Origin of the sequence: Yersinia sp. KBS0713 (assembly GCF_005937895.2) — a bacterium.
GTDB classification, from domain to species: domain Bacteria; phylum Pseudomonadota; class Gammaproteobacteria; order Enterobacterales; family Enterobacteriaceae; genus Yersinia; species Yersinia bercovieri.
The window spans coordinates 1,271,514-1,282,481 of the sequence record NZ_CP042173.1; the positions used below are offsets into that span (position 1 = coordinate 1,271,514).

Genomic DNA, 10,968 nt, shown 5'->3' on the forward strand with positions numbered 1-10,968 from the left:
ATAGATTCGTTCACGAGTTAAGTTGGTGAGGGGGCTGTCGTTGGGGGGCGACCCAACACCACGCCTTGCGCCAAGATTGGATAGTCGCGTTGCGTCTATCCAATCGCTGGGCCTAAGCAGAAAAATCTGCTTACCGATAGAGCGTCTGCGCCCAGCGGGCTAACCCGGCGGTTACCGAGCCAAAGTCATTTCCCCCCACCAGCGGAATTCCCGGTAGTTGCTGCTGCAAGGCGGCGCGCAGTAATGGGGAGCGGGCGCTGCCGCCGGTCAGGTAGATCACATCTGGGGTGATGTGGCTGGTGGCGAGCGCCAGGCTGACTTGTTCCTGAATCCGTTGCAGCGGCTGAGAAATAGCCTCGGCCAACTGCTGCTGGCTGATGGTCTGCCCCAGTTCCGGCTGGACAAAACTCAGCGCGGCGGCGACCTGCCCCTGCTCAGAGAGCGCAATTTTGCTCTCTTCTGCGGCGCGCACAATGCGGTAGCTCAGGCGCTGTTGATAGACTTTCAGCAGGCGCTCGACCTGCTGCGGGTTGGCGGCGTCGCGGATCAGATCCCGCAGGAAGCGGCCATTGGCGATGCTGTAGAAGTCGCTCTGTGCCGGAACATCATTGGTGGCCACCGCATTCCAGTAGGGCAGTGACGGCATGGCAATGCCTTTTTCGGTTTCGCTCCCCATGCCAAACAGCGGCATCAACTGCTTAAACGCGAGCATGATATCCAGATCGTTACCGCCGACGCGGCAGCCACTGTGGCCCAGCAGGCTCTGCTGGCGGTCTGCCACTCCCTGCCATTTTGGCCCCATCAGCAGCACCGAGCAGTCAGTGGTGCCGCCGCCGATATCCACCACCAGCACGGTTTTCTCTGTGGTCAGTGTGGCTTCAAAATCCAGCCCCGCCGCCACCGGCTCAAACTGAAAGGCGATATCGCGAAAACCGGCCCGTTGCGCGGCGCGTAGCAAGATGCCCTCGGCCTGACGGTTGGCCTCTTCGCCACCGGAACCCTGAAAGTTGACCGGGCGACCAATCACCGTTTGGCTGATTTCTGCAGCTAGCACTGACTCTGCCTGCCGCTTAATATGGAACATCATGGCGCAGACCAAATCCTCAAACAGCGCCAGTTGCTGCGGCTTTAGGCCATTGGCGCCAAGGAAGGATTTAGGGGATTTTACAAAGTAAACTTCTTCTGGATCTTCAATATATTGCGCCAGTGCTGACAGGCCGAACATCAGGCTGTCTGCGGTGACCGGAATATCCTCTTCGCGGTTAAACGCCATGGCCCGGCGCAACAGTTGCTGGTTTTCGTCACTGCCCGTTGGCACTTGCCAGTGGCGGTGCAGGCACTCACTGACCGCTTCCCGGGTCGGCGCACACAACATGGAGGGCAGATAGACGTCACTATTTTCCAGTGTCAGCAATTCGGGAGCATCGCCCCGCATCACGGCAACCGAGCAGTTTGCTGTGCCGTAGTCAAATCCAATGAACATTAGTGCTCCCCCCCAAATAAAAGGGGCCGACTTTACCCCAGAGTGAGCAGCGGAGCAATCGTCAAAGCAGGGATTTTTTTATCCTGAGCAGCGGCGCTGCGCCTAAGGAATAAAAATATTCGCTGCGGCGCGGTCGATGGCGATGAAGGAGGTCAAAAGTATCGCCCGCGACTGAAATTATTTAGCCGCGAAATAGCCGCTGTTCAGCACCTCAGATAGCGGCTGCGTGCGGCCAATAGTCTCGCCGTCAGCTAAATCGACGCCAATCACGATCAGCTTATTGAGGATCTGCGGTAATTCGGCGGGGCCTGCCAGTGTGGCGATATTGGCCCGTTGCGCCGTGCCGTTGATGATGGAGACCAGCACCTCATCCATTTGATTGATATGAATATGGGCAATTAAGTCACTGTTGAACTTAAGGTAGTTGATGGTGTGCTCAGCCAGCAGCTCAAAGTCATTTAGATTATGACCAAACTCCTTGACGATTAGCTGGCAGCCCAGCTGTTGCAGCTTGGCGAGGAAGTTACCAATCGCAAATGGATATTGCAGCAAGGTGGATTCGTCGACCATCCAGTACAAACTGTGGGGTGGCAATGGGGTCTGTTGCACCAGGGTCAGCAGTGACTGACGAAACTCCTCTTTGAGCAGCGCAGTTTCTGAGAGTGGAATCGCCAGTGCCAGCCCTTTGCGGTTGATCGCCTCGGCTTGCGCCACTAACAGTTGCTCGCACACCCAGCCGTCAACTTGCGGCAGTAAACCATACAGCAGCGCGGCCTCCTGAAATGCGGCCTCGCTGACATTGATGTTTTCTGGCCGATTGACAATAAAACTGACCTGATAAAAGCAGACTGACAATGGCGTTTTAGGCGGAGCAGTTGGCGTCAGTTGCAGTGTCAGTTGGCTGTCACTGAGGATAGTTTCAACATCCTCTCTGCTCAGCAAGTCGTGCTGGCGTGCCAACAGCTGTTTTTGTCGTGGTTGATAGAGGAACACCTGACCGCGACCACTGTGTTTGGCGGTATAACAGGCGATATCGGCCTGCGCCATAATCTCACTGCGCTGGTTGTTGCTACTGCTGATTTGGGTCACTCCGGCGCTGGCACCAATACGATAGAGCTTATTCTCCCAGTAGAATTGGTAGCCATTGATAGTGGAGACCAGACTTTGGGTGATAGCTTTGGCGTGGGGCAGGGTGCAATTGAGCATCAATAGACCGAACTCATCCCCGCCGAGGCGCGCGACACAATCACTATTGCGCAAGTGCTGGCGCATTAACTGGCTGATCTCTTTCAGTAATGCATCCCCCGCCGGATGCCCTGCGGTGTCGTTGATGGCCTTAAAATAATCTAAATCGAGGAACGCCAGCGCATGTTGCTGGTTTAGCTCAACACTGACCTGAATGGCCGCCTTCAGCTTATTTTCAAAATTGGCGCGGTTTGGCAGGCCGGTCAGATTGTCGTGGGAGGCACTGTGGCTCAGTTTGCGCATCATAGCGCGCGACTCGCCGACATCCTGGAACACCATCACCGCCCCGACCACCTCACCTTCCAGGGTTTTCAGCGGCGCGACCGACTCCTGAATGTCGTAATACTGCCCATCGCGATGATGTAACACTATCGATTCATTGAGCGAAGAGTTAGAGCGATGGTTGAGACAGTGGGCGATTGGGTCGGTAATTTCTGGCCCCTCCACACCATTGGTCAGCTTGATGATATGGTTGACCGGCTGGCCCAGGGCGATGGTGTTGGCCCAGCCGGTCATTTTCTCGGCGACCGGGTTCATAAAGGTGATCTTCATCTCCTGATCGGTACAGACCACCGCTTCGCCGATGGAGTCTAGCGTGATATGCAGCCGCTCTTTCTCTTCGTGCAGCGCTTCCGTCAGGTTTCTGATCTCGGTCATATCCAGTGTGGTGCCAATCAGGCGCAGCATATTGCCGTGCTTATCACACACCATATTGGCCTGATTGCGCAGATGGACAATCTCACCGTTGGGCAGTAGCAGCCGGAACTCCAGACGATAGGGCTGGCGCTGCTTGAGGGCCGCGCTGTATTCGCGATTGACCCGGTTGAGATCTTCCGGATGCACGTGTCTGCGCCAAACTTTATCGTCAACCGGGGTATGTAGCGGGATATGATAAAGCTCATACATCCGCTTATCCCAACTGATTAGCTGTTTTTTCAGATCCAGTTCCCAGATGCCAATGCCGCCCGCTTCATTAGCCAGCGTAATGCGCTCCATCAGGCGGCGGTTAATGATCTCGCTCTTTTTCAGGTCATTGATATCTTCGACCTGGGAGATGTAATAGAGCGGTTGTTGCTGATGATCCCGCACCACACTAACCACCAGTAGCGCCCACACCACCTCGCCATCACTGCGGATATAGCGCTTTTCCATCGAGTAGCTGGGGATGCGGTCATGATATAGGTCATCGAGCAATTTCAGGTCAGCGGAGAGATCTTCCGGATGGGTGATTTGCTGGAACGTCAGGGTGAGTAAGGTCTCCTGGCTGTAACCCAGCAACCGGCACAACGCCTGATTGACCTGCATCCATTGCCCTTCCGGTGACACCAGCGCCATGCCGATAGCCGAATACTCCATGGCGTTACGAAAGCGGTTTTCACTCTCAATGATATGTTCTTTCTCCATGCGGAAGGCGTGCATCACCATCGCCATGGCGTGAGGCGGGATTAGCACCATCAACAGAGGAATAAAGGAGAATGCCTGCACCAACATTTTGGTATCCGCCTGCAGGGTAAACAGGTTGAAATTGATCATCAGTGCAATCAGCAAGGTGGCCAGAAAACAGATGGTAAATGTCTCAAAGCGCGGCAGGCGAATTGCGACCCAAATCAGCGACATAATGACAAAGGTGAACGGGAAGGGCAGGTAAAGCAGACCGATATAGCAGACAGATAGCGATAGAATCATCATCCACATCATATCAAACAGCGCTTTAGATTTGGTCGCGATATTAAAGTAGCCACGGCGATAGAGCAGCCCGACCGGGCCGAGAGCCAACATGCCGATGGCTTCGGACATAAACCACACCGTGAACACCTGCCCAAAGCTGCCGTTATCGGGGGCGAGATACCAGGCTGCTGCCAGCCCGCTCATCAGTGGCACTACAATCACCGTGCAAATCGAGAACTTGAGCCAACTGAACAGGCTATTGAGTGGGTCTTTCGGTTGCAGGAATCGCCGCAACAGCCACGCGCCGGCTGCCGATTCTGCCAGATTGATCAAGGTAAGCGGCAGCGGGAACCAACTGACGCCATATAAAATAAAGTTGGCGGCAACAATACATAGCCCCGCAGAGGATAGTTGCCACCACCAGTAGCGTGTCGGGTGGTGGAATAGGGCCACCATCAGTAGGGCGGTTGGGAACCACAATGGGGCCAGATTCTCTGATCGCTCAGAGAGTTGGATACAAAAGAGTGCAAGCAAAAACACCACTATGCTGACCAGAGTGATGTGCAGAATGGTTTTATTGTCAGGTGCCGGTTGTTCGGCCGCGCTGAGATCCATAGAGTGCCTTATTTTGCTTGCCAGTGTGCTGGTTATGATGAGAAGGCCTCATCACATAAAAAATATACCGCAGTTAAAATACGGTCATATTCAAAAGTTTAGTATAGATGAGCAGTGCCGAGTGTTGTTCGTTTTGTCTCATGCTCAATTTATTGCTTAATTCTAATAATATCTAAACTAAAAATAGGGTGGCTAACCCCAGGAAGATGAAAAAGCCGCCAGTATCAGTGATGGCGGTGATCATCACACTGGAGCCAATTGCCGGATCACGGCCTAATCGGGCCATGGTCATTGGGATAATCACCCCCATCAATGCCGCCATTAATAGGTTCAGCATCATTGCTAAAGTCATGACACCGCCCATAGCCGGGTCGCCATAGAGTAGATAAGTGACCACCCCCATAATACCGCCCCAGACCAGACCATTAATCAGTGCCACCCCCAACTCTCTGAACATCAGGAAGGTCACATTGCCCTGCTGAATATGGTGCAGGGCCAGAGCGCGGACAATCATGGTGATGGTCTGATTGCCAGTGTTACCGCCAATGCCGGCCACGATGGGCATTAATGCCGCCAGCGCCACTAATTGCGAAATAGTATCTTCAAATAAGCCGATAACGCGTGAGGCCACAAATGCGGTACAGAGGTTGATCGCCAGCCATGACCAGCGGGTGCGCACCGCGCGGCCGACCGGGGAGAACACATCCTCTTCCGGGCTTAAGCCCCCCATCCGTCTTAAGGTGGTATCACTCTCTTCATTGACCACGTCGACTATCTCTTCGATGGTCAGACGGCCCATCAGTTTGCCTTTGGCATCAATCACCGCAGCACTGATTAAGTCATAACGTTCAAACGCGCCCGCCGCATCTTCCGCTTTCTGCTCGGGTTGGAAGGTGGTTGGATTACTCTCCATCACCTCAAACACCTTGGTGTCAGGTGCGTTGAGCAGGATGGCGGTCAGTGGTAGTTCGCCGAGTAAGGTATTCTTGCGGTCAATAACAAAGATTTTATCTGTGGCGTCGGGAATGCTGCGCCGATAGCGCAAATAGCGGTGCACCGTCGCCAGTGTCACGTCTGCGCGCACGGTAACCAGCTCGAAATCCATCATCTGGCCAACAGTGTCACGGCCATACTGAATAACTTCCCGCACACGGGCGCGCTGGTCGGGGTCTAGTGAGGTGAGTAGCCGGCCCATCAGGTTACGCGGCAGATACTCCGCCAGATAAGCCTGCTCATCGACATGTAAGGTGCGCATCGCTTTCAGCAGGTCTTTATCGCTCATCTCTTTGATCAGGGTGTCCCACACCGTCTCCGAGACTTCAACTAAGGTTTGACCGCGCTTCTCATTTTTGACTAAGCGCCACAAGGCTAAACGTTCGTCGTTGGGGAGAGCTTCGAGCAGGTCGGCAAGGTCCGCTGCGTGTAGATCATCAAGCAGCGTTTTGATCTCTAAGGTTTGTGCTGATAACTGCTCATCACTGAGCTTTTCGCGCTCATCCTGACGGCCAAGAATACCGTCAACCAGCGCTTTATTATTCAGTAACAGAGAAAGTATCCGGTTGCGGATCTCTGCCAGTTTCTTTGTTTTATTTTTCGTTTTGTTCTTTATAGTGGCGGAAAGTGGCGCAGGTATGATTGGTGCTGGCATAGTATATATTACCCTTGGTGCTTGAAATTGCAGGGTTATTCGCTTGCCCGAGCCGCTGAGTGACTCGGGATAGGTTAACTGATATCTAGGGGCTGAGATCGCTCTCGTGGGGGCCAGGTGGCTCACCCTCCACCGACAGTTCGAGCCGCTGCGTTTCACGTCGCTCCTGATGATGAGAGATAGACGCGACTGCGGCATACAATAAGCGGCCGAACAGAATGAGGAAGCTCACCAGTAAGATTATTTTTGTTAGCTGTGTGGAGGGCCGTCGCTTCATTTTTTCCCTTCTTCCTTGGCGCTGCAGCGGTGTTAGCTGCTCTCACTCACCCGAATCACTGACTTGAGTCAGCTCATCGGGACTCACTCGTTTGCTGCCTTGCTGCAACCCCAATGACTTTGGGAAAATCCGTGGCACCTTGGCGCTGCAGCGGTGTTAGCTGCTCTCATTTACTCGGCCCATCCTTGGGCCTCGCCTCTGCGAGGCCGCTGCAAGCAGCGTTCAAATTTGCTCCCAGCAAATTTGTCACCCGAATCACTGACTTGAGTCAGCTCATCGGGACTCACTCTATTTAGGCCGCTGGTGCTGCGTTATTTGCCTGTTCCGGCGCCTATTCTTCGATGATCAACTTCCAGCCGACCACGTCATCCCAGTATGCCTGCTCGCGTTCAAAATCCAGTTGCACCAGATTATTTTGTGCCAGATAACCCGCAGGGAAGCGCAATGTCCAGTGGCTATCATCGGTTATCAGCCGCAGACTTTCTGGTGTGGTGGTCGATTGGCGCTGATTGTTGAGCAAGGTGCTCAGCCGCAATAATTGAATTAACGGCAAATAATACTTTTTCTTGAATAAATTCAAGCGCGGCAGCTCATCCAGCTTAATGCCTTTACGATGCATACGAACCAGCGTTGCTAACAGCAATTGCTGCTCTTGATTGAAGCCCGGCAAGTTGGTGTTTTGCAGAATATAGGCAGAGTGGCGATGCATCCCGCTGTGATTAATGCTCAGGCCCACTTCGTGCAGCATTGCCGCCCATTTCAGCAAGGCTTCAAGCTGCGGTTGTACCAGCTTAGTATTCTGTGCCAGCCACTGGGTATAGAGTTGCTCGGTTGTCTCCAGCACCCGGCGGGCCTGTTCGCGATCAATATTATAGTGCTCCGCCAGGCTTTTGGCAGTGCGCTGACGGATATCCTGATGGCGGAAACGGCCTTCCATTTCATACAGCACACCTTCGCGTAGCGCGCCATCCGATAAACGTAACTCTTTGACAGCTAATGCATCGAACACACCACACAAAATAGCCAGACCCGGAACAAATACCGATTGGCGATCTTCTGATAGCCCCGGCAGACTCAGGGCCGAGAAGTGTTTGAATTGCAGCACTTGCTCCACCAGCATTTCGAGCCGTTCCGGCGTGATTAAGCCATCTTTCTCGCCCATCTCCACCAGCACTTCGTAGGTGGCTTTAATGGTGCCGGATGCGCCCAGCGCATACTGCCAGCCTTGAATTCGGTATTGCCACGCCAGATTTTCCAGCTTTTGGGCCGCCGCCAGACGGGCGCGCTTGAAGTTGGTTTTGCTGATTTCGCCATGGGGGAAGAACTGCTGGGCAAAGCTGACGCAGCCCATGCGGCGGCTCTCTACCAGCAGCGGTTCAAAGTCTTCACCAATCACTAACTCAGTGGAGCCACCACCAATGTCAATCACCAGCTTGCGGCCTTTCTCCGGCTGAGTATGCTCGACGCCCATGAAAATCAGACGCGCCTCTTCCTGACCGGAGATGATTTCGATGGGGTAAGGGATCACCTCAGCGGCGCGTTTGAGGAAGGTTTCCGCATTCGCTGCCTGGCGCAGTGAATGGGTGCCGACGATACAGACGTTGTCCGGTGAGAAACCCTGTAGGCGCTCAGCAAACAGTGCCAGACAGGCCAGACCCCGCTCAATGGCCTCTTCGCTGAGCATATTATTGCTATCCAGACCATCAGCCAGATGCACCCGCTGCTTTAGGCGGCCTAAAACTTGCAACGCGCCGTTGACGACGCGGGCGATCACCATATGGAAACTGTTAGATCCCAAGTCGATAGCCGCAATTTCCTGCGGTTTGGTGGTAGTCGAATTATTGGTTAGCGGCATAATTTTCGCCCTACTGCTCTGGTTGTTCCAGCGCTTTTAAATAATCATAGATGGCAATCTGTGCACGTACTTTGCGCCTGTTGCCACGCGGTACATAACGATTACTCAGTTCTTTATCAATATAACGGGCTTTTACCGTGTCGTTAAATAGCAGCTCTAAAATATCCAACACCCGCTGCTTTAATTTCGGATCAAGCAGCGAGACCGCGACTTCTATACGGTAATCAATATTGCGGGTCATCCAGTCAGCGGAGGAGAGATACACCAGTTTGTCGCCTTTATTATCGAAGACGTAGACCCGGTCATGCTCTAAGAAGCGGTCAACGATGCTGGTGACCTGAATATTATCGCTGATCCCCGGCATATTGGGGATTAATGAACACATTCCGCGCACTAATAATCGAACCTTCACCCCGGCACTGGAGGCGCTATATAACCTATCTACCAGCCCTTTATCCACTAAATTATTTATTTTCAGTGAAATTCCCGCGCTTTCCCCCGCCTGAGCATGAATAATTTCCTGGTCAATCAATTGATAGAGCATGATGCGCGAGTTTTGTGGTGACACCATCAGATTATCAAACTTCACCGGGCGGTATGGATTCTCAATAAAGTTAAATACGCGCCGCACTTCATTGGTGATACGTGCATCGGCCGTCAGTAGTGAGTAGTCGGTATAAATCCGCGCGGTTTTTTCGTTAAAATTACCGGTGCCAATATGGGCATAGCGCACGATTTCATCGCCTTCAAGGCGGGAAATAAGGAATAATTTGGCGTGGATCTTCAGGCCCGGCGCGGAGAAAATAACGTGTACACCCGCAGCGGTCAGGCTTTTGGCCCAATGAATATTAGCTTCTTCATCGAAACGCGCCTGTAACTCCACCACCACCGTGACTTTTTTGCCATTATGGGCGGCATGGATCATCGATTCAATAATACGTGAATCTTTGGCGACCCGATAAATATTGATTTTAATCGCCAAGACACTGGGATCAAATGATGCCTGGCGCAGCAGTTCTAATACGTGCTCAAAGGTGTGATACGGATAGTAGAGCAGTACATCCTGTTCACGAATAGCATCAAAGCCGTTGCGGAATTTATCAAACCAAACATGGCGCAGACGCGGCATGAGTTTGTTCACCAGATTGCTTTTACCGACATTGGGGAAGCTAATAAAATCTTTGAAATTATGATAACGGCCGCCGGCGATCACGGAATCATCGTTAGAGATACCGAGCTTGCCGCGCAGTAACTCCACCATTTCGTTGGGCATATCACGTTGATAAACAAAGCGTACCGGCTCTGCCGTCAGGCGCTGTTTCAGGCTCGATGACATCAGTTCCAGCAGGCTGGACTCCATCTCAGTGACCAAATCATATTCGGCATCGCGGGTCATCTTCATCGAATAGGCATTCAGCGCATCGTAATCAAAGAAGCCTTTGAAGATCTCATCGAGGCAATAGCGCAATATATTATCAAGTAATATCATTGGCTTTCGGCGGCGAGGTGCTTCCGGTGGTAAATTAACGAAGCGCGGCACTTTATCCGAAGGAATTTCCAGCAGGGCATAGGCAATATCCTGACCACGGATAATTTCCACTGCCAAATAGGTATAATCGTCTTTTAAAAACTGCACCAGATTGGTGTCATGGTTAATTAGAATCGGTGTGATGTGCTGGCGTAGATGCTGCTTAAAATAGAGCTTTAGCCAGACTTGCTGATTCTCAGAAATTTGCCGCTCATTAATCAGGAAGATCTGATTACGCGCCATCTCCAGCAAAAGATCATTATACAGCCCATCAAATTCTTGGTCGGCCTTCACCACTTTGTTCTGAATTTTTTTCAGCAAATGGCGCGAGGTCACGGCAGAGCCTTGCTCTTCGCTAATCAAAATGCGCCGCTTCAGATCGGCGAAACGGACTTTATAGAATTCATCCAAATTATTGGAGTAAATGCCAAGGAATCGCATCCGCTCAATGAGTGGATTGCTCTTATCCGCTGCTTCTTGCAATACCCGCTCATTAAAGGCTAACCAGCTGAGTTCTTTCTCGATGTAGAGCTTTTCCTGACCCATTGCAACTCCAGTAAGATTATTGTGGGAGTATTTAGTGTCCGTAATCATTATTGCGAAAGAATGATAAGAAAGTCCAACAGATATCATTAGTTAACTTTATTAG

6 protein-coding genes are annotated in these 10,968 nt (G+C 52.2%); all 6 read right to left on the bottom strand.

Features of this window, described 5'->3' with window-relative positions; genetic code table 11:
- Positions 1-130 precede the first annotated feature (130 nt).
- The 6 genes from yegD to ppk1 all read right to left on the bottom strand — a co-directional run bounded on the left by yegD (position 131) and on the right by ppk1 (position 10,865).
- Positions 131-1,483, bottom strand: a complete 1,353-nt coding sequence (yegD, locus tag FFE93_RS05900; RefSeq protein WP_005273237.1) for a molecular chaperone — start codon at positions 1,481-1,483, stop codon at positions 131-133.
- Between the two features lie 177 nt (positions 1,484-1,660).
- Positions 1,661-5,011 (bottom strand): diguanylate cyclase, encoded by a 3,351-nt coding sequence (locus FFE93_RS05905; protein ID WP_138774905.1) that lies wholly within the window; start codon positions 5,009-5,011, stop codon positions 1,661-1,663.
- A 172-nt stretch (positions 5,012-5,183) separates the two neighbouring features.
- Positions 5,184-6,659 carry a magnesium transporter gene (gene mgtE / locus FFE93_RS05910; RefSeq protein ID WP_005273245.1) on the bottom strand — a complete coding sequence of 492 codons (1,476 nt, stop codon included), beginning with the start codon at positions 6,657-6,659 and terminating at the stop codon, positions 5,184-5,186.
- Between the two features lie 85 nt (positions 6,660-6,744).
- Positions 6,745-6,936 carry a YfgG family protein gene (locus tag FFE93_RS05915; RefSeq protein ID WP_138774906.1) on the bottom strand — a complete coding sequence of 64 codons (192 nt, stop codon included), beginning with the start codon at positions 6,934-6,936 and terminating at the stop codon, positions 6,745-6,747.
- A gap of 331 nt (positions 6,937-7,267) precedes the next feature.
- Positions 7,268-8,791: an exopolyphosphatase gene (ppx, locus tag FFE93_RS05920; protein ID WP_138774907.1), complete on the bottom strand. Its 1,524-nt coding sequence runs from the start codon at positions 8,789-8,791 to the stop codon at positions 7,268-7,270.
- Positions 8,792-8,801: 10 nt separating this feature from the next.
- Positions 8,802-10,865: a polyphosphate kinase 1 gene (ppk1, locus tag FFE93_RS05925; protein ID WP_005273254.1), complete on the bottom strand. Its 2,064-nt coding sequence runs from the start codon at positions 10,863-10,865 to the stop codon at positions 8,802-8,804.
- Positions 10,866-10,968 lie beyond the last annotated feature (103 nt).